This window comes from Frankia sp. RB5 (genome assembly GCF_059816245.1).
Window position 1 is genome coordinate 52,408 of sequence record NZ_JCBATA010000011.1, and the last position, 22,217, is coordinate 74,624.

General features: G+C 73.8%; 12 protein-coding genes. 7 read left to right on the forward strand and 5 right to left on the reverse strand.

Features of this window, described 5'->3' with window-relative positions; genetic code table 11:
- The first annotated feature begins 97 nt into the window (after window positions 1-97).
- From AC6EXY_RS07845 to AC6EXY_RS07855, 3 genes are all read left to right on the forward strand, one after another.
- On the forward strand, window positions 98-1,747 hold the full coding sequence (locus AC6EXY_RS07845; protein ID WP_101831975.1) for a carboxyl transferase domain-containing protein: 1,650 nt from the start codon (window positions 98-100) through the stop codon (window positions 1,745-1,747).
- 117 nt (window positions 1,748-1,864) lie between these two features.
- Window positions 1,865-3,091, forward strand: a complete 1,227-nt coding sequence (locus AC6EXY_RS07850) for an RNA-guided endonuclease InsQ/TnpB family protein (RefSeq protein WP_499817103.1) — start codon at window positions 1,865-1,867, stop codon at window positions 3,089-3,091.
- A 292-nt stretch (window positions 3,092-3,383) separates the two neighbouring features.
- The gene (locus tag AC6EXY_RS07855) at window positions 3,384-5,642 is read left to right on the forward strand and encodes an acetyl/propionyl/methylcrotonyl-CoA carboxylase subunit alpha (protein ID WP_101829811.1); all 2,259 of its coding nucleotides are present in this window, start codon (window positions 3,384-3,386) and stop codon (window positions 5,640-5,642) included.
- A 49-nt stretch (window positions 5,643-5,691) separates the two neighbouring features.
- Here AC6EXY_RS07855 and AC6EXY_RS07860 read toward each other — a convergent pair whose 3' ends face one another.
- Entirely contained in the window at window positions 5,692-7,668 is a 1,977-nt protein-coding gene (locus AC6EXY_RS07860) for a TIR domain-containing protein (RefSeq protein ID WP_499817102.1), read from the reverse strand.
- A 719-nt stretch (window positions 7,669-8,387) separates the two neighbouring features.
- Between AC6EXY_RS07860 and AC6EXY_RS07865 the strand changes: the two genes are divergently transcribed.
- The gene (locus tag AC6EXY_RS07865; RefSeq protein ID WP_499817101.1) at window positions 8,388-9,626 is read left to right on the forward strand and encodes a UbiA family prenyltransferase; all 1,239 of its coding nucleotides are present in this window, start codon (window positions 8,388-8,390) and stop codon (window positions 9,624-9,626) included.
- Here AC6EXY_RS07865 and AC6EXY_RS07870 read toward each other — a convergent pair.
- Window positions 9,601-12,441 carry a tetratricopeptide repeat protein gene (locus AC6EXY_RS07870; RefSeq protein WP_499817100.1) on the reverse strand — a complete coding sequence of 947 codons (2,841 nt, stop codon included), beginning with the start codon at window positions 12,439-12,441 and terminating at the stop codon, window positions 9,601-9,603. The two genes, AC6EXY_RS07865 and AC6EXY_RS07870, sit on opposite strands and share 26 nt — an antisense overlap.
- 523 nt (window positions 12,442-12,964) lie before the next feature.
- Here AC6EXY_RS07870 and AC6EXY_RS07875 point away from each other — a divergent pair.
- Window positions 12,965-14,920, forward strand: a complete 1,956-nt coding sequence (locus AC6EXY_RS07875) for an NAD-binding protein (RefSeq protein ID WP_499817099.1) — start codon at window positions 12,965-12,967, stop codon at window positions 14,918-14,920.
- Here the strand turns inward: AC6EXY_RS07875 and AC6EXY_RS07880 are convergent.
- On the reverse strand, window positions 14,896-16,413 hold the full coding sequence (locus AC6EXY_RS07880; RefSeq protein WP_499817098.1) for a short-chain fatty acyl-CoA regulator family protein: 1,518 nt from the start codon (window positions 16,411-16,413) through the stop codon (window positions 14,896-14,898). The genes AC6EXY_RS07875 and AC6EXY_RS07880 overlap by 25 nt on opposite strands.
- A 191-nt stretch (window positions 16,414-16,604) precedes the next feature.
- Here AC6EXY_RS07880 and aceA point away from each other — a divergent pair, with 191 nt between their 5' ends.
- Both aceA and aceB read left to right on the forward strand, forming a co-directional pair.
- On the forward strand, window positions 16,605-17,936 hold the full coding sequence (gene aceA, locus AC6EXY_RS07885) for an isocitrate lyase (RefSeq protein WP_499817097.1): 1,332 nt from the start codon (window positions 16,605-16,607) through the stop codon (window positions 17,934-17,936).
- A 1-nt stretch (window position 17,937) separates the two neighbouring features.
- Entirely contained in the window at window positions 17,938-19,581 is a 1,644-nt protein-coding gene (aceB, locus tag AC6EXY_RS07890) for a malate synthase A (protein ID WP_499817096.1), read from the forward strand.
- A 69-nt stretch (window positions 19,582-19,650) separates the two neighbouring features.
- On the opposite strand, the gene AC6EXY_RS07895 is transcribed toward aceB, so the two are convergent.
- Together AC6EXY_RS07895 and AC6EXY_RS07900 are read right to left on the reverse strand one after the other, a co-directional pair.
- A complete protein-coding gene (locus tag AC6EXY_RS07895; RefSeq protein WP_499817095.1) occupies window positions 19,651-21,057 on the reverse strand; it encodes an aldehyde dehydrogenase family protein in 1,407 nt (468 codons plus the stop codon).
- Complete coding sequence (locus tag AC6EXY_RS07900; protein WP_341477164.1) at window positions 21,057-22,130, reverse strand: phenazine antibiotic biosynthesis protein; 1,074 nt, start codon at window positions 22,128-22,130, stop codon at window positions 21,057-21,059. Before AC6EXY_RS07900 ends, AC6EXY_RS07895 begins: the two co-directional genes overlap by 1 nt.
- Window positions 22,131-22,217 lie beyond the last annotated feature (87 nt).

Sequence of the window (22,217 nt, forward strand, 5' to 3'; positions counted from 1 at the left end):
ACGGCCATTCCCCGGCCTCGATGGGCGCGGTTGACCTGGGAAGATGTGGGTTTGGCAGGGTGGTTGTCGTCGTTGTTGGGGGGTCGCCGTGACCACGATGCACGCGGGATTCGCCGCCGGGGCGCGGCGTGCCGCGGCGATGCCGGTGCTCACCAGCCGGGTGGACGCGGCCGGTGAGCATGCGCGGCGTAACGCCGAGGGCCACTGGCACGCCGTGACGGATCTCCAGGAGCGCCTGGCGGCCGCGGCGGTCGGGGGTTCCGAGCAGGCGCGGTCGCGTCATGCCGCCCGCGGCAAGCTGCTGCCCCGGGAGCGGGTCGACGTCCTGCTCGACCGGGGCAGCCCGTTCCTCGAACTGTCCCCGCTGGCCGCGAACGGGCTGTACGAGGATCCGGTGCCCGGCGCGGGCATCATCACCGGAATCGGGCGGATCGCCGGACGGGAATGCGTCGTCGTCGCCAACGACGCCACCGTGAAGGGCGGAACATACTACCCGCTGACGGTGAAGAAGCATCTACGTGCCCAGGAAGTCGCGCTGCACAACCGGTTGCCATGTGTCTACCTGGTCGATTCGGGTGGTGCGTTCCTGCCCCTGCAGGATCAGGTCTTTCCGGACCGGGAGCATTTCGGCCGGATTTTTTACAACCAGGCGCGGATGTCGGCGCTCGGCATCGCCCAGATCGCCGCGGTCCTCGGGTCCTGCACCGCCGGCGGCGCCTACGTCCCCGCGATGGCGGACGAGGCGGTCATCGTCCGCGACCAGGGCACGATCTTCCTCGGCGGCCCGCCGCTGGTGAAGGCCGCGACCGGCGAGGTCGTCACGGCGGAGGAGCTCGGCGGCGGCCTGCTGCACGCGCGCACCTCGGGGGTGACCGACCATCTCGCCGACGACGACCGCCACGCGCTGCGCATCGTCCGCTCGATCGTCGCGAACCTGGCGCCGCGCGCGCCGAGGCCGTGGGAGGTGGAGCCGGTCGAGGAACCGGCCGTCGACCCGGCCGGCCTGTACGCGGCGGTGCCGCCGGATGGGCGTACTCCCTACGACGTGCGTGAGGTCATCGCCCGGCTCGTCGACGGCAGCCGTTTCGCCGAGTTCAAGGCCGAGTACGGCACCACCCTGGTGACCGGCACGGCCCGCCTGCACGGCCATCCGGTCGGGATCATCGCGAACAACGGGGTGCTGTTCGGGGAGTCGGCGCTCAAGGGCGCGCACTTCATCGAGCTGTGCGACCAGCGCGGGATCCCGCTGGTGTTCCTGCAGAACATCACCGGTTTCATGGTCGGCCGTGAGTACGAGGCGGCGGGCATCGCCAAGCACGGCGCGAAGATGGTCACCGCGGTGGCCTGCGCGCGAGTGCCGAAGTTCACCGTCGTCATCGGCGGCTCGTTCGGCGCCGGCAACTACTCGATGTGCGGCCGGGCGTACTCGCCGCGGTTCCTGTGGATGTGGCCGACGGCGCGGATCTCGGTGATGGGTGGCGAGCAGGCGGCGGCGGTGCTCGCGACCGTGCGGCGCGACCAGGCCGACGCGGCCGGGGTCGAGTGGAGCGACGCGGACGAGGCGGACTTCCGCGCGCCGATCCTCGACCGCTACGCCGAGCAGGGCAGCCCGTACTACTCGACGGCGCGGTTGTGGGACGACGGGGTGATCGACCCGGCGGACACCCGCATGGTGCTCGGCCTGGGCCTGTCGGTGGCGGCGAACGCCCCGCTGGACCCGGTCGGCTACGGCGTCTTCCGGATGTGAGCGGCGTGACCGAAGAACGTAGCGCGCGGGCCCCGTCCTTCAGGGCGGGGTCAGCGCGTCAACTCCGGCGCCAGGATGGCAGCGGCACGGTGTATTCTTTCAGGTGTGGGAAGTCGGGTGGTGAAGCGGGCGTACCGCTACCGCTTCTACCCGACCCCGGAACAGGTTGCGCAGCTTTCCCGCACTTTCGGCTGTGTCCGCTACGTGTACAACCGGGCGTTGGCCGAGCGGCACAGGGCCTGGTTTCAGGAACAACGCCGGGTCACCCACGCCGAAACAGACCGGATGCTCACCGCCTGGAAGCAGGACCCGGAAACGGTGTGGCTCGCCGAGCCGTCAAAAGGCCCGTTGCAGGCGACACTGCGGAACCTTCAGACCGCCTACGTGAACTTCTGGCAGAAACGGGCCGGCTACCCGACCTTCAAGAAGAAGGGAAAGACCACCGACGCGGCAACCTACTTCCGGAACTGCTTCTCGTTCCGGGACGGCCGGATCACGCTGGCGAAGCAGGATCGGTCGCTGGACATCGTCTGGTCGCGTCCGCTACCCGAGGGTGCGCAGCCGTCCCAGGTCACGGTGTCGCGGAACAGCCGGGGCCAGTACCACCTCTCGATCCTGGTCGAGGAGACCATCACCGCGCTGCCGGCGTCGTCGGGTCGGGTGGGGGTCGACGCGGGGATCACGTCGCTGGTCACCCTGTCGACCGGGGAGAAGGTGGCCAACCCGAAGCACGAACGCCGGGACCGGGCCCGTCTGGCCCGCGCGCAGCGGGACCTTTCCCGGAAGGCACGTACCTCGAAGAATCGGGCGAAGGCCCGGCTGCGCGTGGCCCGGATCCACGGTCGGATCGCCGACCGGCGCCGGGATCATCTGCACAAGCTGTCTACTCGACTCGTTCGCGAGAACCAAACGATCGTCGTCGAGGATCTCACTGTTCGGAACATGGTCCGCAACCATTGTCTTGCCCGTGCCATCTCGGATGCGGGTTGGCGGGATCTGCGGACCATGCTGGAGTACAAGGCCGGCTGGTACGGCCGCGAGGTGATCGCGGTCGACCGCTGGTATCCCAGCTCGAAGACCTGCTCGTCCTGCGGGGCGCTCGTCGCATCGCTGCCGCTGAACATCCGGGAGTGGGCCTGCCGTTGCGGCACGGTCCACGACCGGGATGTGAACGCGGCGAAGAACATTCTGGCCGCGGGGCTCGCGGTGTCAGCCTGTGGAGATGGAGTGAGACCATCCCGCTCCTGGAGCGGGGAGGCATCTGTCAGTGAAGCAGGAAAACCCTTCCGCGAGGAAGAGAATGCCCGGCCTTCAGACCGGGGAGGAGGTCAATGGGGACCATGAGGGGGAGGATGGACGCGTGAACGGCTCGGGGTCGGCCTCCCCGACGGTCGGCGGCATCGGCGGCGGCATCGGCGCGGGTGGGATCGAGGTCGGCGGCCCGCTGCCGGCCGGCGGCGTGGAGACGTCGGGCAACGGCGTGGCGCGCCAGGCGTCGCCGACCGCGGACGCGCTGGGACGGGCCCCGGCCGAGCCGGCCCCGGTCGCCACGGCCCCGCAGGACGCCGTCCCAGGCGGCGCTGTCCCGGAGGGCTCGGTCCCGGTCCCGGTCGCCGCCGTCCCGGCCGCCTCGGTGGTGCAGCGCCAGGGCGCGGGTTCTCGGGCCGGGGGCGACGGTGACCCGGCCGGGCTCGGGTTCTCGTCCGTCCTGGTGGCGAACCGGGGGGAGATCGCCGTTCGGATCATTCGGACCCTGCGTGAGCTGGGGCTGCGGTCGGTCGCCGTCTACTCGGACGCCGACGCGGGCGCGCGGCACGTCCGCGAGGCGGACATGGCGGTGCGTCTCGGGCCGTCGCCGGCGCGGGAGAGCTACCTCGACATCGACGCCGTCCTCGACGCGGCGCGGCTGTCCGGTGCGCAGGCGGTGCATCCGGGCTATGGGTTCCTCGCCGAGAACGCGGCGTTCGTGCGGGCCTGCGTGGCGGCGGGGCTGCGTTTCATCGGGCCGTCGGCGGCGGCCGTCGAGCTCATGGGCGACAAGATCCTCGCCCGGCGCACCGTTGCGGAGGTCGGCGTCGCGGTGGTGCCAGGCCGGTCGGCGCCGGGCATGACGGACGCCGCGATCACCGAGGCCGCCGGCCAGCTCGGCTACCCGGTGCTGGTCAAGCCGTCGGCGGGCGGCGGCGGCAAGGGCATGCGGGTGGTGCGCGACCCGGAGCGGATGGCCGCCGCCCTCGCCTCGGCGCGGCGCGAGTCGGCTGCCGCCTTCGGCGACGACACCCTCTACGTCGAACGGCTCATCCCGCGGCCCCGCCACGTCGAGGTGCAGGTGCTCGCCGACGAGCACGGCACCGTGCTGCATCTCGGCGAGCGGGAGTGCAGCCTGCAGCGGCGCCACCAGAAGATCGTCGAGGAGGCGCCGTCGCCGCTGCTCGACACCCGCACCCGGGAGCGGCTCGGCACGGCCGCCGTCGCGGTCGCCTCCGCCGTCGGCTACGTCGGCGCCGGGACGGTGGAGTTCATCATGTCCGCCGACGCGCCCGACGAGTTCTACTTCATGGAGATGAACACCCGCCTGCAGGTGGAGCACGCCGTCACCGAGCTCGTCACCGGGGTGGACCTGGTCGCCGAGCAGGTCCGCGTCGCCGCCGGTGAGCCGTTGCGCTTCGGCCAGGCCGACGTCCACCTCACCGGCCACGCCGTCGAGGCCCGCGTCTACGCCGAGGACCCGGGCCGCGGTTTCCTGCCGACCGGCGGTGAGGTGCTCGCGTTCCGCGAGCCCGTCGGCCCCGCGCTGCGCGTCGACGCCGGCATCACGACCGGCGACACCGTCGGCACCGCCTACGACCCGATGCTCGCGAAGATCGTCGCCTGGGGTCCCGACCGGGCGTCCGCGCTCGCCCGGCTCGACGCCGCCCTGGCCGGCACCGTCCTGCTCGGCGTCCCGTCGAACCTCGGCTTCCTGCGGTCGCTGCTCGCCCATCCCGACGTGCGCTCCGGGCGTCTCGACACCGGTCTGGTCGAACGCGACCTGCCCGCGCTCACCGCCGCCGAGGCGCCCTCCGAGGCGATCCTCGGCTACGCCCTGGCCCGCCTGCTCGCGCTGCAGCCCACCGGAGCACTGATCGACCCGTGGGACGTCCCGTCCGGCTGGCGGCCGGGCGAACCGGCCTGGCTGACCTGGGACGTCGCGGTGCCCGGCGCGGGTGGCGGCGACCCGGCCCCCGACGGTGCCGCTGGGCTGGCCGACCCCACAGCCGCGGACGCGTCCCCGCAGGGCCGCGCGCACCCCGGCGGACCGGCGTCCTCGGGCGGGCCGGCAGGTGGCCCGGCTGGCGCTGCCCCGGCTGGCGCTGGACCGGCGGGCGGTGGGTCGGCTGACGGCGGGCTGGCTGGCGGCGGCTCGGCGGTGGTGCGGGTGGCGGCGCGCGGCACGCCGGGCGCGGCGCGGCTGAGGATGGGTGACGGGCCGCCGGTCGCCGCGTCGGTGCGGGTCGCCGGCGACGAGCTGCTGGTCACGGTTGGTGCGGCGACCACCCGTTGGGCATTCGCCTGGGCCGGTGGCGCGGCGGCGCCGGGGACCCCGCTGTGGCTGGGGCGGGACGGCCGGGCCTGGCTGCTGGGCGAGGAGCTGCCGGGATCCGCTCGCGGTGCGGGCGGCGCGGTCGACGGCGAGGCGCGCAGCCCGATGCCGGGGACGGTCATCGCCCTGCTCGCCGAGCCGGGAGCGACCGTCGCCGCCGGGCAGCCGCTGCTCGTCGTCGAGGCGATGAAGATGGAGCATCCGGTCACCGCGCCGGCCGCCGGCGTCGTCACCGAGGTCCGGGTTCGCGTGGGCGACCAGGTCGGCCTCGACCAGGTTCTCGCGCTCGTCGCGCCCCCCGGTTCCGCGTAGCCGCCCGCGACGGCCTGCCTGAGCCCGGGCGGGCCCGTGGGTCGCGCTGTCAGGGGGCCGGGTCGCCGGACCCGGCCCGCCTGGCCCAGGCGGCGAGGGCCGTGAGGGCGTCGGGCTCTCCGAGTCCGACGAGGTCCACCGACTCGATCCCGGCGAGTCGCTCGGGCGGCTCACACGGCTCCACCCGGACCAGCACCGCGGCGCATCCCGGGCGGGCCGACCAGGCGGGCTCGTCGCGGTCGGCCGCGGGCAGGGCTGCGAGGTAGGCGGGGGAGAGCACGATGAGCGTGCGCCGCCGCGGCTGGCGCGGTGGTGACAACCATGCGGCTGTGGACTGGGCGGCTGTGAGCTGGGCGGCTGTGGGCTGGGGGGCCTCGTCGCGGGCGTCGACCTGCCAGCCGGCGGCCTCCAGATGCCAGGTGATCCAGTCCACCCACGTCTGGTCGGCGGCGACATGCGAGATGAGCACGTCCGCGTCGGTGAAACCGACCTCGGCCGGGAGTGGACCCGGCGCGGGGGGCGAGGACCCGAGCGTCCTCGCCCGGAGGGTGCGCGCCGCGCCCGCGGTGGGGACTCTCGTGGAGACCTCGGCCGAGGACGGGGCCAGGGTCGGAGCCGGAGCCGGAGCCGGAGCCGGGCCCGTGGTCCGAGCCGGAGCCGGGTTCGTGCCCGGAGCCGGAACCGGAACCGGAACCGGAGCCGGAACCGGAACCGGTGTCGGGGCCGGCGACTGGCTCGGGATGTGCGCCTGGGTGGCGGCGGGGGCGTGCTGGTTGAGGAAGTACGCGGACGCGTTCGCGGCGAGACGCAGGAACCAGCCGCGGTCCTCCGGGCGGGTCGAGGGGCGGGCCAGGCACATCAGGGCGCAGGCCAGCAGGGACAACGGCATCTGGTCGCGCCACTGGTCGACCAGGCCCGACCCGCGGGCCCAGCCCTCGGCGGCCGAGCGGACCTCGCCGACGAACAGCGACAGCCACCGCGGCACCAGCGCGTCGTCGTAGGCGTCGGCCTGCAGCAGCAGATCGATGGTGGCGGAGCGCTGGGGGGCGGACAGGTCGCCGAGGGTGCGGGCGAGCACGTGCAGCACCAGGTGGGTCGGGTCGCGGGTGAGCACGGCGTCGCCGGCGTAGCGGGCGAGGTCGATGAGCTGGTAGGAACCGCCGACGTCGCGCAGGGTACGCGGGATGAGGATGTTCTCGACGTGCAGATCGCCGTGGGCGCGTCCGACGAACGTGGGCAGCCGGATCCCGGCGCCGGCGCCGGCGTCGCCGTCGAGGAGCAGGGCGAACGGGTTCGGTAGCAGGTGTTCCTCGTCGTCGACGGCGATGGTGGGCCCCGGATGCTCGGCGGCCAGGCGCCACAGCGCGCCGCCGGGCGCCAGCCGGTGGCCGAGCTGGCGGCGCAGGATCACCGGGACGGCGAGGCGCTCCAGCCGCGGCGGCCCCGCCCAGTCGGCCAGGACGGAGCGCACGACCGCCCCGCCGGCCTGCGCGAACGCCACGGCGCTGGCCTGCCCTGGAGGAAGCCCGGGCGCCGCGTTCACGCGCGCGGCGAAGCGCGGCCCGGGCGCCCGGCCGCCGGGCGCGCCCGGCGACACCCGGGGCGGGTGCAGCACCGCGTCCAGCAGGGTGTGCAGGGTGATGGGCTCGCGCAGACTGTCGGCGGCGACCTGCTGGAAGACGAACCACCGCCCGTCACCCACCGAGATCGGCTGGTGGACGGGGCGGGTGAGGTGGCGCCCGGCGAACTCGGGGGCGGCGCTGACGGCGTCGCGGTGGTGGGCGAACTCGCCGGGCCGCGGCTCGCCCGGCTCACCGGCGGCGCGGTCGAGCTTGAGGATGAGCTGCCGGTCGCCCTCGACCGGGTCCTGTTCGAGGACGGCGAGTACCAGCGCGCCGGAGCGGCCACCGGTCAACGGCCGGACCAGGCTGTAGCTGATGGTGGTCTGGCTGCACCAGGCTCGCAGCGCCGTCGCGGCGGCCGCGTCCAGCTTGTCGTGCAGTGCCTCGTCCAGCCAAGGGGACATCGCGGCCATGACTCCCGACACGTGAGGGGTGCGAAACGCGGGATGGTGCCACGGGGTGAAGCGCCGTCGCGGCGGCCCGAGAATACCTCCCGACAACGCCTCGCCAGCGGCTCCGTCGGGTATTGGTCCCAGCGGACCGAAAGGAGGTCGGAGAAACGGGGCCGGCTGGTCCGGACGCGGTCCCGTCCGAGGCCGGACCGGGGTGTGTACGACGTTGTCCGGACTGCCGCCGGGGGGCTTTGCGTTCGATCCGGGGTGCGGTTGTCTGAGTGTCGCCGGACGGCGGCCGTGGCCCGGTGTGGCGTGGTCCTTTCCGCGTCGGGGGCGCGGGCTGGACCTGCCGGCCCGGTCGCCTCCGGCGCTGTCGGAGCAGGCCTTCCGTCGGGGGGAGGCCTGCTCCGACGGTCCGGGGCAGGTATCCCGCGGGCGGGTCGGTGGGACATTCCCGGCCCATCGCCGTGCCCGCCGCCGACTCTCCCTTCGCTCACCGGCCACGGCTCGACGCGCCATTGCGTCCACCTGTCTGTCGGATTTGTGTGGTTGATGTCCGCATCTCGATACGGCCGGTGGTCCCGCGAATACCGGGAGCCGTGCGTACGACGTTGTCCGGCGATACGGGTCGCGCTTTTCTCGGGCACCAGAATGAGTTTTTCTCAACAGGCTGCGATCGGTCGTGAACGCAGCGCTTCGCCGGATGCCAGACGTGATCGTGAGGTCGGATGAGCACCCGTGCCGCGCACGGAGCGCAGGATGTTCGGACGAGGCCGCGGAGCCGTCCGCCGACCCGGGCTCGGTTCGCCGTCCGCCGTCTCGCCCACCTGTGGGTGCTCGCCAGGCCAGGGACCGCGCTTGCCGACGGGGTGCCGCTCGCCGTGGGCGCGCTGGCCGTGCCCGGGCCGCGGGTCGCCACGGTGCTCGTCCTGGTCCTCGCCGGTGCGCTGGTGTCCGTCCATGGCCGGCTGCTGGACGCCGTCGCCGGCCTCGGCGCCGACCGGATCAACCCGGCCCGTCGCGGCAGCCCGCTCGTGCGCGGTCGGATCGGGTCGGGCGGCGTGCTGGGCGCGGCGGTGGCGGCCGGCCTCGCCGTCGCGGTGGGCGGCCTGCTCGCCGCGCCGGTCCTCGCCGCCAGGCTGGGTTTCGTCGTGCTGATCGGGTCGCGTGCGATGCTCGCCGCCACACGGGGCCCGGCGCGCCGGCTGCCGGTGCCGCTGCGAGGGATGCTCACCCTGGTGGCGGTCGGCGGCGGGCCGCCGCTCGGGGTGCTCGCGGCCGGTGGCGAGGTGGGTGGCGGTGCGCTCGCGCTCGGCGCCTGCTTCGGCCTCGCCGCGGTGGTCGCCGGCTGCACGATCGTCAGCCTGCCCGACCTGCCCACCGACCGGGTCACCGGCCGGCGTGGCACGGCGCTCGCGACCGGCGTCCGGCTGCGCCGGCCGCGGGGGTTCGTCCTCCCGCCGCGGTACGTCGCGATCGTGGTCGCCATACAGGTCGGGGCGGTCGCCACCGCCGGCGGCCTCGGCGTCACGAGTGGTCTCGGCGTCACCAGTGGTCTGGGGATCACCGGTGGACTCGGGGTCGCCGGTGAGGTCGGCGCCGCGGGCGGTGCCGGTGCCGCCGGGGCGGTCGGCGCGCCCGACGGTGCGGGCGCGGTCGTGCGGGTGGCCGCGGCGCTCGGCGCGGTCGCGGTGAGCCTGGCCGGCACCGTCGGTCTGGTCCGCCTGCTGCGGGCCGGTGCCCCCGGGCTCGACCCGTTCCGGCCGGCGCGGCGGTACGGACGCGGCTTCGCCCTGCTGAACCTGCTCGCCTGTCAGCTGGCAGGTATCGCCTGGATCCTCGCCCAACCAGACGGGCCGCCGCCCTGGATCCCGCTGCCGGTGGCCGCCGGGTGGGCGGTGGCGCTGCTGGCCTCGGCCGTGCGCCGCGGCCGGCGACCCGTCAGGACGCCGGCCCGGGATCGGTGACGCGGGACTCGGCGAGCCGGCGCAGCGTCCTGGTCGTGGCGTGGCCGGGTCCCAGGACGCGTTCGCTGCGGCGGTGCGCGTCGGTCAGGCCGTCACGCAGCGGTTCGAGCCGGCCGCGCCGGCCCTCGATCTCGCCGAGCAGGCCGATCGCCGCGAGCGTGCGCGGATGGTCCGGACCGAGTACCTGTCGGCACGACGCCACCAGCCCGGCGGCGGTGTCCGAGGCCCGGTCGTGCGCGCCGCGCGCGTGGTCGAGGCGGGCCAGGTGCTGGCGGGTCACCAGGGTCGCGGGATGCTCGGGACCGAGCAGGGCGGTGCGCTCCCGCCACACCGACCGCAGGGTCTCGTCCGCCTCGACCCACTGGCCCTGCGCGGCGAGCACGTTGCCGATGTTGTTGCGCGTGGTGAGGGTGTCGCGGTGGCCCCGCCCGAGGATCCGCTCGCGCAGGTCGAGCGTCCAGGTGAACAGTTCCAGCGCCTCGTCGTGGCGACCCGTCTCGTGCAGCGCGCGGCCCAGGTAGTGCAGGGTCGTCAGGGTGTCCGGGTGCTCCTGGCCGAGCAGCCGCAGCCGGTCGTCCAGCACGACCCGAAGGCCCGCCTCCGCCTCGGCCGGGCGCCCCTGCGCGGCGCGGACCCGGCACAGGTCGTGGGCGATGCTGAGTATGTCGGCGTGGTCGCCGTCGAACAGTCGGCGCCCCTCGGCCAGCACCGCCTCGTAGGCCGCTGCGGCCTCGGCGAGACGTCCGGTGGCGCGCAGGTGGCGCGCGGCGACCGTCGCGGGGACCAGCAGATCCGGTGGCAGCCGCGACTCGGTGAGCGTCGCGAGTCCCCACCGCCGCCGGGCGCGCAGCATCGCCAGGCCCGCGTCGGCGTGCCCGCGCAGCCGCGACCACCGCGGCCAGGCCCGCGGGTCGCGCGGGTCGGGTTCGCGGATGGCCCGCACGAGCAGCGCGGTGACGGTCTCCAGATAGTCCTCGACCTGCCCGGACAGCTGCGCGGCCCGGCCGAGGCTGTCCCGGACGAGCGGGTGCAGCCAGAGCAGGTGCACCGGCTCGTCATCGGCGGGCGTGATGATGTGGTCGAGCAGGCCGTGGCCGGCCAGGACGCCCAGCAGGCTCCACAGCTCGGTCGCGCGCAGGCCCGGCAGCAGCGGTGAGCTGGCGAGAACCGCGGGATCGAGCAGCTCGATCGGGATCGGGTCGGCACCGAGGCAGGCCAGCAGGGTGAGCAGCGGCCGGGCCCGCGGGCGGCCCTGGGCCGCCAGCAGCGTCAGCGACAGCTCCCAGGTCGGCCCGACGAGCGCCCGCTCGCGGTCCCGGTCGGCCGCGTCGGTCGGGCGCTCGCCCGTCCAGGCTCCCGCCCCCGTCCAGGCTCCCGCTCCCGCTCCCGCCTCCGGTGCCGCCGTGCCGGCCGTGCCGGGGTCGCCGGGTGCGGCCATGCCATCGAAGTCCGGCAGGACGGACGTCGGCCCGGTGACGCGCAGCGCGCGGAGGTAGTCCGTGAAGGTGCGCGGCACCTCGGCGGCGAACGGCGCCGGCAGCCGCCGCGTCTGGACGAGATATCGCCCGGCGAGCGCGAGCGCCAGCGGCAGCCCGCCGAGGCGCCGGGCGAGATCCTCGGCGCTCGCGCGGGCGCCCGCGCCGGGGCCGGCCAGATCGATCAGCACCTGGCCCGCGTCGGACGGCTCCAGCGGGCGCAGCCGGTGGCAGCGCACCCACGGCGGCGACTGATGGTCGCCGGCGCCCGTCGACCAGGCCGTCCCGTCGCGCGTCGTCACGACGACCAGCCCGCGGCCGCCGGGGACCGGGCGCAGCCAGCCGGTGCCGTCGAGGACGTCGCCGCCGGTCGGGGCGAGGTCGGCGAGGTCGTCGGCATTGTCGAGGATCATCAGCCAGGGGTGGTCGAGGTCGACGAGCAGACGCCACACCAGATCCGGCAGGCTGCCTCGGGAGCGCTGGTCGAGGCTCGCGCCGAGCTCGACGGCGAGCGCGGTCATGCCCGCGAGGACCGCGCCCGGCCGGGCGGCGCTGATCCACCAGGTCCGCACGCCGGCCCGCCGCGCCCGCACCGCCAGCTCCAGGGCGATGGTGCTCTTGCCGACTCCCCCCATCCCGTGCACCACGTGCACCGGGCCGCTCGATCCGTCGCGGACGTCCGGTGCGGTGCCGTGGCGGGCGGTGCCGTGGGAAACGGCGCTGTCGGGAGTGGCGCTGTCGGGAGTGGCGCCGTCTGGGTTGGCGCCGTCGGGAGTGGCGATGGGGGATGGGAGATGCGCGGCCAGGACGTCGAGGATGTCGGCGCGGCCGCGGATCGCGGGCAGTCGGTCCAGGCGTCGCTCCGGTGGCGTGATCGTGAGGGCTGCGCCGAGGTCGCCGTGCCCCGGGTCGGGCGCCGCGTGATCCGAGGCGGCCCGGTCTGATGCGGCCCGGTCTGGTGCGGCCTGGCCGAACGCGGGGCGGCGCGCGGTGGGGCTGATGGGGGCCGGCGGTGGATCGGTGGGGGTGGCGGCGCCGGGCCGCGGGCCGTGCTCGCCCGCCCGCCGGTTGCGGCGCACCCGCAGCCACGTCCGCTCCCAGCGGTCCAGTTCCCGCTGGTCGGTGACGCCGCAGGCCCGGACCATGTCGCGGACGAGGTCGGGCGGTTGCAGGCCGGGCAGGTGCGTCCCGCTGAAGTAGCCGCCGACGGTGCTCGAGGGCTGGTTCACCGCCCGGGCGACGGCGCGGACGCTGAGCCTCGCGCGTTCCCGTACTCCGGTCAGGGCACGACCGAAGTCCCGGCAGGACATGATGGCGTCCAGGTCAATCTCGTCAGACACGCGCATACCTCGGGCATCGCGGAGAACGTGTGCGGAACGCATTCCTGCCGCCCAATCTTGCCGCGCCGTGCTGACGCCGAACAGCCGGGTCGCCCATCGGACATGGCCGATGTGTCCTGCGCCACGCCCTCGACCTGCTGGGAGAGGGCTGGCGGCCGTCCCCGCACCCTCCGTGGGCGGCGGGTGGCGGGAACCGGCCGACACTGGTCAGTATTGCCGCCGCGGCCGGACGCCCATTGCCCGGTCGCCGGAGCGTCACCATCATGGCTCTGTTTCGGTCAGGTAACGCGCGAACGGTCAGATCGGTTGGGTATTTGTCGGCTCGCGGCATGGTGCCATTCCAGGTCGCGCCGTGGCGTGGTGTGGTGTGGCGCAGGCGGCCGACGCCGGCCCTGGGAGCCGGCGTGGACATGAGAGACTGTCCGCTCCCGCGTTGCCGCATCGCTCCAGGCCCGGCGGGACCGCGCGGGACGTCGGGACCTCGGTGCGGCCCTGGGGCTCGATGCCGGTGGGAGGGACGCGGATGACGGCGGTCGCCCCCGGTCCTGAGGCCGGGCGCCCACCCGTCGCCGATCCGTCGCCGTCCGTGCCGTCCGTGCCGTCCGTGCTGGCCGTGCTGGCCGGGCATGTGATCGTGGCCGGGCTCGGTGGTCTCGGTGTGCGGCTCGCCGAGCAGCTGCAGGACTCCGGGGTGGCGGTTGTCGGGGTGGACGACCGGCTGACCGCCGCCGCGCGCCGCCGGCTGGAGCGGGCCGGGGTGCGGGTGTTGCTCGAGAGCCCGCACGTCGCCGAGGTGCTGCGGGAGGCGGGCATCGCGACGGCGCTCGCGGTGGCGATCTGCCACGACGCGGACCTCGCGAACCTGCAGACGGCGCTGATCGCCGCCGACGTCGCCCCGGCGGTGCGGCTCGTCGTCAGCGTCAGCAACGCCCAGCTCGGCGACCAGATCGCCGACGCGCTCGACCAGGCGCGGGTGCTGAACCTGGCCGAGCTCGCCGGGCCGAGCTTCGTCGAGGCGTGCGTGCGTTCCGACGTCACGCACGCCTTCACCATGGACGACCGGGCCGACGCCGAGGTCTTCGCCGCGATCGAGGAGGAGATCACTGGAGGCGGCGCCTTCCGCGCCCGCTATGGCGATCTCACCCCGATCTCGCTGCGCCGGGCCGGCGCCCGCGACGCCGAGGTCTGCCCGCCGCGCGACACCCCCCTGCGTCCCGGCGACCGGCTGACCGTCCTGGGCCGCCTCGCCGAGTTCGACGAGCGCGGCATGGCCGTCTCCGGCCTGCACGACGCCCGCCTGTTCGCCGCGCTGGGCGACGGCGACGCGCCGGCACCCGGAGCCGCACGGCGCGGACGGGGGACGGCGGCCCGGATCCGTGAGTTCACCGCGATCATCCGCGGCGAGCTCGACCGCCCGTTCCGGCTGGCTCTCCTCGCCGTACTCACGATCATGACGGTCAGCACGGTCGTGCTGTCGCTCACCTACGCGGACCACAACAGGGCCGCCCCGCCCGGCTTCGGCCCCCTCGACGCGCTTTACCTCACCGTCGAGACGATGGTGACGGTGGGCTACGGCGACTTCAACTTCGGCGCCGCCGACGAGTGGCTGCAGGTGTTCGGCATCGGGCTGATGCTGTTCGGCGCGTTGTCCATCGCCGTCGTGTACGCGTTCATCACGAACGTCATCATCAGTCGGCGGTTGGAACGGGCGATGGGCCGCGGGCGGGCGGGGGCGGTCCGCGACCACGTGATCCTGTGCGGTCTGGGCTCGGTCGGCGTCGCGACGATGAACGGCCTGCTGCGCGCCGGTCGCCAGGTCGTCGTGATCGAGCGCGACGAGAACAACCGCTTCCTGCCGGTCGCCCGCGAGCAGGGGGTGCCGGTCATCCTCGGCGACGCGACGGTCCGCTCGACGCTGCTGGAGGCCGGCCTCGCCCACGCGACCACGATCGCCGCGCTCACCAGCGACGGGGTGGCGAACCTGGAGACGGTCCTGTCCGCCCGCGAGGCGCACGGCGACCTGCGCGCCGCCGGCGGCTCGCGCGGCACCCGCGGTGATCTGCGGGTGGTGCTGCGCGTCGTCGACGTCACCCTGGCCGATGAGGTGGAACGCCGCTTCGGCATCCACACCGCGCGCAGCGCCTCAGCGCTCGCCACGCCGTACTTCGTCGGCGCCGCGCTGGGCCACGACGTGCTGAGCACCTTCTACGTGGAGCGCACCCCGTTCCTCGTCGCCCGGATGACGGTACGCGCCGGCGGCGGGCTCGTCGGCCCGACACTGTGGGAGCTGTCCACCGGTACCCGGGTCCTCGCGGTGACGGGCGCGGCGGGGGAGCCGGACTACCGACCCGGCCGGCACACCCGGCTCGACCCCGGTGACGAGCTGCTCGTGGTCGGCCCGGTCACCGGCATCGTCGACATGGTGCGGCGCAACCAGCGTGTCGCGATGCCCGGTCAGGCGTGGACGTCGGCCGGGTAGGGGGCGAAGGTGCCGCGGTTCTCGTCGAGGGCGAGGGCGCGGCCGATCTGGGGGAAGGCCCGCTGCGCGCAGCCGACCCGCTCGCACACCTTGCAGCCGATGCCGATCGGCACCGCGGCCGCCGGATCGTCGAGGTTCAGCCCGGTCGAATACACCAGCCGGCTTGCATGGCGCAGTTCGCAGCCCAGCGCGATCGCGAACGTCTTGCCCGGGCGGCCATATCGGCCATAGCCCCGACTGACGGTGCGGGCGATCCAGAAGTAACTACGCCCGTCCGGCATCGTGGCGATCTGGGTGTGAATTCTTCCGGGGGCGGCGAGTGCCTCGTAGACATTCCACAGAGGGCAGGTACCCCCGGCCCGGGAGAAATGGAATCCGGTGGCGGACTGGCGTTTCGACATGTTGCCGGCCCGGTCGACCCGGATGAACGAGAACGGGACGCCCCGCGCCCTCGGGCGCTGCAGGGTGCTCAACCGGTGGCAGATCGTCTCGAATCCCATGCCGAAGTGCTCGGACAGCCGCTCCACGTCATACCGGAATCTTTCCGCTGTGGCGTGGAACACATTGTAAGGGAGGATGAGGGCGGCGGCGAAGTAGTTCGCCAGACCGATCCTGGTGAGCGTCCGTGCCGGCGGGCCGCTGAGCATGCCGTCGTCGGCAAGTCGGGTGACCAGCTCGTCGAACTCGGTGAAGGCCAGTTGCAACGCCATCCGGAACACCCGCTGACCTGGGCGAAGATGGCTCGACAGGGTCAGGACCCGAGTATCGGGGTCGAAGCGGTGCAGTTCGTCGATGTCGAGGGAGGCCTCGCGGCCGCCGTCCCGGCCACCGGGCTCGCGGCCTTCCCCCCGGGGATCGCCGCCGCGGGGTGAGGGCGGCGCGACCTGGCCGACCTCCGGCTCCCGGATGTGGACCCGCACTCCGTGATGGGCGAGCCGGTCGACGAGCACCGCCGGCATCCGGCTCGGGGTCAGGCCGATCTCCGTGGCCAGCCGCTCGGCGGCCTCGTCCAGCTCGGCGACGTAGTTCTGCCGCTGGTAGAAGAAGTCCCTGACCTCCTCGTCCGGCATCGGGGCGGGCGCGGTGGGGCCGACGGGCTCCGGCCCGCGCTCGCCGGTGAGGGCGGCGAGGCGCTCGTTGGCCTGCCGGTAGCGGCGATGCAGCATGATCAGCGCGTGGGCGGTCTGGGGGAGCTGCTCGGCGAGCTGGGCGGCGTCCGCGTCCGGCACCTTCAGGCCGATCGTGCCGTCGGAGAGCACCTCGCGGACCTCGGCGATCAGCCGGGTGACATCGTGCGCGGCGAAGAAACCGGCGTCCACCCCGAACGCCTCGGTGATGCGTAACAGGACAGGGACGGTGAGCGGCCGCGAGTTGTGCTCGATCTGGTTCAGATAGCTGGGAGAGATACCGAGCAGGCGGGCCAGCTCCACCTGGCTCATGGCCCGTTCCTCGCGTAGTTCCCGCAGCCGGGTCCCGACAAACGTTTTCTGCATCCGACTCCTCCCTGGAGTGCAGGGTAGCTGGTTCGGTGCCAACGTGCCATTCGCAGGATTTGCAGACCGGGTGGGGAAGATTTGCAAGACTTGGCTCGTTGGGCCGCTCGACCACGGGGAATGACTGTGTCAGCTTCGGAGAGGTGGGTGGTCCTGGCCATTTGGGCGGACCTGGAGCAGTGGAGGGCGACATGGCCGAGACGGCAGCGACGACGACGGCGACGAACCCGGCGATCACGAAGGCGGCCGCGGAGCTGGCGGCCCAGTGGGCCGCCGACCCGCGGTGGCAGGGCATCGAGCGGACCTACAGCGCCGAGGACGTCATCCGCCTGCGCGGCAGCGTCGTCGAGGAGCACACCCTGGCGCGCCTCGGTGCCGAGAAGCTCTGGAAGCTCCTGCACGAGAACGACTACATCAACGCCCTCGGCGCGCTGACCGGCAACCAGGCCGTCCAGCAGGTCAAGGCAGGGCTCAAGGCCATCTACCTGTCCGGCTGGCAGGTCGCCGCCGACGCGAACCTCGCCGGTCAGACATACCCGGACCAGAGCCTCTACCCGGCCAACTCGGTCCCGGCGGTGGTGCGCCGGATCAACAACGCGCTGCTGCGCGCGGACCAGATCACCTTCACCGAGGGCGTCGCCGACGCCCCCGACTGGCTGGTGCCGATCGTGGCCGACGCCGAGGCCGGCTTCGGCGGCGTGCTCAACGCCTACGAGCTGATGACCGGGATGATCGTCGCAGGTGCCGCCGGTGTGCACTGGGAGGACCAGCTGTCCTCCGAGAAGAAGTGTGGTCACCTGGGCGGAAAGGTGCTCATCCCGACCGGGCAGCACATCCGCACCCTCAATGCCGCGCGGCTGGCCGCCGACGTCGCGAACGTGCCCTCGCTGATCGTCGCCCGCACCGACGCCCAGGCCGCCACCCTCATCACCAGCGATATCGACGAGCGTGACCAGCAGTTCGTCACCGGCGAGCGCACCGCCGAGGGCTTCTACCGGGTGACCGCCGGCGTCGACCCGTGCATCGCCCGCGGTCTGGCCTACGCCCCCTACGCCGACCTGCTGTGGATGGAGACGTCCACCCCGGACCTCGAGGTCGCCCGCCAGTTCGCCGAGGCGATCAAGGCGCAATACCCGGACCAGATGCTCTCCTACAACTGCTCGCCGTCGTTCAACTGGCGCGCGCACCTCGACGACGCCACCATCGCCAAGTTCCAGCGCGAGCTCGGCCACATGGGCTACCAGTTCCAGTTCATCACCCTGGCCGGCTTCCACGCGCTGAACCACTCGATGTTCACCCTGGCGCACGGCTACGCCCGCGAGGGCATGACCGCCTACGTCGACCTTCAGGAGCGCGAGTTCGCCAGCGAGGCCGACGGCTACACCGCCACCCGCCACCAGCGCGAGGTCGGCACCGGCTTCTTCGACCTGGTCAGCACCGCCATCAACCCGGCGAGCGACACCACCGCGCTGCGCGGCTCCACCGAGGAGGCGCAGTTCGCCGCCGCCGGCGGGGGGCACTGACATGCCGGCGCCACGCGGCGGACGCATCGAGGTCCTCGGCGACCCCGATGCCCCGGGCGAACGGTTCCGCGAGATCCTCACCCCCGAGGCGCTGGACTTCCTCATCGCGCTGGATGGCGCCTTCGCCGGGCGGCGGGCCGACCTGCTCGCCGCCCGGCGGGAGCGCCGTGCCCGGCTCGCCTCCGGTGCCACCACCCTCGACTTCCTCCCCGAGACGCGGTGGGTGCGCGCGGACCCGTCCTGGCGGGTCGCGGGCAGCGAGGGCGCGCCGGGGCTCGTCGACCGGCGGGTGGAGATCACCGGGCCGACGGAACGGAAGATGACGGTCAACGCGCTGAACTCGGGCGCCCGGGTGTGGCTCGCCGACTTCGAGGACGCCACCTCACCGACCTGGTTCAACGTGATCGCCGGCCAGCTCAACCTGCTCGACGCCATCCGCGGCCGGCTCGAGTTCACCACCGACGCCGGCAAGCGGTACGCCGTCGGCCCGAACCCGGCGACGATCGTCGTCCGGCCGCGCGGCTGGCACCTCGACGAGGCACACCTGCTCGTCGACGGCCGGCCGATCCCCGCGGCGCTGGTGGACTTCGGTCTGTACGTCTTCCACTGCGCCCGGCTGCAGATCGACGCGGGCTCCGGCCCGTACTTCTACCTGCCGAAGCTGGAGGGCCATCTCGAGGCCCGGCTGTGGAACGACGTGTTCGTGTTCGCGCAGGATCGCCTCGGCATCCCGACCGGCACGGTGCGCGCCACCGTGCTCATCGAGACGATCCCCGCCGCCTTCGAGATGGAGGAGATCCTCTACGAGCTGCGCGACCATTGCGCCGGCCTCAACGCCGGCCGCTGGGACTACGTGTTCAGCATCATCAAGACGCTCGGCGTCCTGGACGGGCGGTACGTGCTGCCCGACCGGGCCCGGGTGACGATGACGGTGCCGTTCATGCGCGCCTACACCGGCCTGCTGGTGTCGACCTGCCACCGCCGTGGCGCCTACGCGATCGGTGGGATGGCGGCGTTCATCCCCAGCCGGGACCCAGGAGTCAACGCCCGCGCGTTCGACCAGGTCCGAGCGGACAAGGAACGTGAGGCCGGCGACGGCTTCGACGGCTCCTGGGTGGCACATCCCGGGCTGGTGCCGGTGTGTGAGGCGGCGTTCGACGCCCGTCTCGGCACGGCGCCGAACCAGCTCGGCGTGACCCGGTCGGACGTGTCGGTGGCCGCGTCGGACCTGCTCGACATCGCGTCGGCCGGCGCGGTCGTCACCGAGGCGGGGCTGCGCAACAACATCACGGTGGCGTTGCGCTACATCGACGAGTGGCTGCGCGGCACCGGCGCGGTGGCGATCTTCAACCTGATGGAGGACGCCGCCACCGCCGAGATCGCCCGCTGCCAGGTCTGGCAGTGGCTGCGCCACGCAACTCCGCTGGACGACGGCCGCCCGATCACCCGGGAGCTCGTCGAAGGGCTGCTCGCCGAGGAGTTCGCCGCCGTGCGCGCCGAGCGCGGCGACACCCCGAACCGTCTCGACGAGGCCCGCGAGGTGTTCGTCGCGACGGCACTGGCCGAGGAGCTCCCCGAGTTCCTCACGACGATCGCGTATGCGGAGCATCTGACCAGGGCTCCGCAGGCGCTCGCGGCCACCTGAACAGGGCTCGGTGTGGCACCCCGCTGCCGTGCCACACCGAGCCCCCTGGCGCGGTTCCGGACGGCGCGCTCAGCCGCGCAGGACTGTCTTGGTGCGCATGAGGAACTCGCCGAGGTAGCCGTCGTGGGGGGTGTCGGAGCGCATCCAGTAGGTGGGGTGGTCGCCGACGTAGACGTTGCGGATGGTCGGGTCGTCGACCAGGCGGTCCACCAGCGCCTCGTCGTGGGTCAGGGCGGTGAGGACGAGGGAGTCGCGCAGCGGTCCGGTGCCGTCGGCGGGGGACCAGGGGGCGACCCAGACGCAGGGGAAGCCCAGCTCGATGCCGGTCTGTGTGGCGTCGGGGCGGTCCACCTCGAACACCGCCGGGCGCAGCGCCGCGCCGCCGCCGGGCACGGGATCGGTGATGCCGTCGCCGCCCAGGTGGGGGGTGGTGCCGGCGGCGTGGTCGAGCAGGTAGCGCTCGAGGCGCGCGGCCTGATCGGATGGCTGGCAGGGCAGCACCGCGCGGTCGTCCTCGGGTGGCAGGCTCGGGATCGCGCCGAGCCGCTCGGCCAGCACGTCGGCGAGGCCGGTCGGGTCGGTGTCGGTGAGCACGGCCGTCGCGTTGACGCAGGCCGTTCCGCCCTCGTCGCCGATGGAGTCGACGAGGGTGTCCAGATGGTGGTGCCAGTCCTCGCCGGCGAGCAGGATCTTCGAGCGGCCGGGGCCCTGGACGAGCACGGTGGGGTCGTCGCCGTACTTGCGCACGACGTCGTCGCCGCCGTAGACGAGCGACAGGTCCGCCGCCTTGATGATCTCGTCGGCCACGGTGTGGTCGGTGGGGAGCAGCACCACCTGGTCGTCGGCGAACCCGGCCGCCCGCAGCGCGCTGACCAGCCGGAACGGGGTGAGCGGCTCGCGGCGCGATGGCCGCACGGCCACCCGGTAGCCCAGCGCCAGCGCCTGCGGCCACAGGGCGTGCACGCCGGGATGGTTGCCCGCGGCGTGCACGCCGAAGACCTCGCCGCGCCGCGTCCACACCGCCCGTCCGCCGACGGTCGCCGGGTCGTGCCAGTCGGCGACGCTGCCGGTGGGCAGGGCTTGGCGTGCGTCGCGGCCGGCGTCGACCAGCGCCCGGCGGGTGGTCCGGGTGGCGTGGCGGACGACCGAGATCGGCATGCCGGAGATCCGGCACACGGCGCGTTCATAGTCGTCGACCGCCAGGCCGCCGGCCGGTTCGGTCGCGAACATCTCGCCGGCACGGGCGAGCGCGGCGAGCCGCTCGGCCGCGGGCAGCGGCTCGGCGGCACGCAGTGCGCCGATGGCCCGGTGCACGTACAGCGACGGGACCAGGCTCAGCTCGGCGACCGCCGTCCCGCCGAGATCGGTGATGGTCAGCCGGGTCCGGGAGTGGTAAGGACCGCCCGGGCCCAGCGCGTCCACCGCGATCAGTCCGGCCTCGCCGCGGGGCCCCGGCCGTGGGCTCCCCGTGGCCATCAGTAGACCCCCTCGATGACCTCGGCGTCGCCGAACACGGCGACCGGGCTGACGTCGGCGACCGAGTCGCCGACCTGGCCGGGCGGCGGCTCGATCCGGGTCGCCTCGTCGCGTTCGAGGTTGTTCGGCAGGAACGCCGAGCGGCTCACGTGGTTCATCACCACCCGGCCGCGGCTGCCGTAGGGCACACGCTCGCCGGTCTCCGGGTCGACCACCCGGAACGTGACATACGGAGAGAACGGGTCGAACACGCACGGGTCGTCCGGGGACAGGCCGATCCTCTCCGGCGCGCCAGACAGGATCATGGTGGAGCCGTACCGCCCGAACAGCCGGGGGCGCGGGAGCACCTCGGTGCGCAGCAGGGCGCGGGTGTCCGGATCCAGGTGCGCGCCGCTCCACTCGACCATGCCGATCCGCTCGTCGATGATCCGGCGCAGCCGCTCGTCGCGCACCATCCGCTCCAGTAGCGGCGGCGTGGTCACCAGCACGCCGATGTCCTGCGACTCCAGCACGGTGCGGGCCTGCGCGACCAGGTGGTCGGCGTACTCGTCGGCGAGCTCGCGGCGACCGGCGGCGAGGCACTTCTTCACCCAGCGTGGGTCGAGGTCGATCGTGTACGCCAGCCGGCCCTGCCGGTGGGCGAGTTCGCGGATGAACGTGCCGAACATGTGCGGCCCACTTGGCGCCACCGCCAGCCAGTCGGCCGCCACCGGGTAGCCGCGTTCGGCCGACTCCCGCTCGTTGCGGGCGAGCATGCGTTCCAGCCAGTCGGTCATCAGCAGCATGTGCTTGGGCGGTCCGGTGGTGCCGCCGGAGTCGAACACCCCGAACACGGCCGCGGCGCCGTCCGGCGGATGCTCCAGGGCGTAGCCACGGGGGATCAGCGCCGCGGCCGGGATGTCGCGCAGCCGGTCGACGACGTTGGGGAAGCGGGCGAGGTCGTCGACGATGTGGATGTCCTCACGCGGGTCGAAGCCGAGGCTCGGTGCCAGCTCCAGCCAGAACGGCGAGCCGGTGCGCGGGTCGAAGTGCCAGCGCATCGCCGCCTCGATCAGGTCCGACTCCGCGGGCACCTGGTCCAGCGGGCCGGCCAGGGCGGCCTCGTTCCCCGGCGCACGCGCGGCGCCGCGCCCCGTCCGGGCCGGCGCCGCCCTGGTAGA